Annotated in this window: 1 pseudogene; it reads left to right on the top strand. The window is 49.2% G+C overall.

Going from position 1 to position 661, the window contains the following annotated elements:
• Positions 1–606, top strand: a pseudogene (locus tag GC098_RS07875) (Ig-like domain-containing protein); the annotation flags it as partial.
• Positions 607–661 lie beyond the last annotated feature (55 nt).

Raw genomic sequence — 661 nt, forward strand, 5'->3', positions numbered from 1 at the left:
AGCGCTGAGCAAACGGGAACGACCGTCGTATTGTCGGAAGAAGGCGTGCATAAGCTTGTATATTGGAGCGTAGACAAAGCAGGCAACGTGGAACAAGCGCATACGGTATCCGTTAGCATCGACAAGACAGCTCCGTCGATTGCAGTGTCCGTACCGGGAGATAACAGTATTTATAAAAATTCCATGGATTTGACGCCTCAGATTGCATGGACGGATAACTTGTCGGGTGTGGACAGCAGCAAGACGACGGTGACGATGGATACGTATTCTTACCAAATCGGAACGGCGATCCCGCTCTATAAGTTGCCGCTCGGTCAGCATACCCTTATTGTTACCTCCAGCGACATGGCCGGCAATGTGGGAAGCAAGACCGTTCACTTCCAGACGGTGGCCAGCATTGATTCCTTGAAGGCGCTGGTAACACGCTTTGCCGATGCCAAATGGATCGACAATGCGGGAATTGCCAACAGCCTGCAGGCCAAATTGGCGAACAACAATTTGAAGAGCTTTGTGAACGAGGTAGAGGCGCAAAGCGGGAAACACATTTCAAGCGAAGCGGCAACCTATTTGCTGCGAGACGCTCAATATTTATTGACACAAAAGTAGAACATTATTTGATCACATTTGGATGAATCGGTAATGAAACGGGGGGAGATCAATT

It is taken from the genome of Paenibacillus phytorum, from assembly GCF_013141715.1.
Lineage (GTDB): Bacteria > Bacillota > Bacilli > Paenibacillales > NBRC-103111 > Paenibacillus_E > Paenibacillus_E phytorum.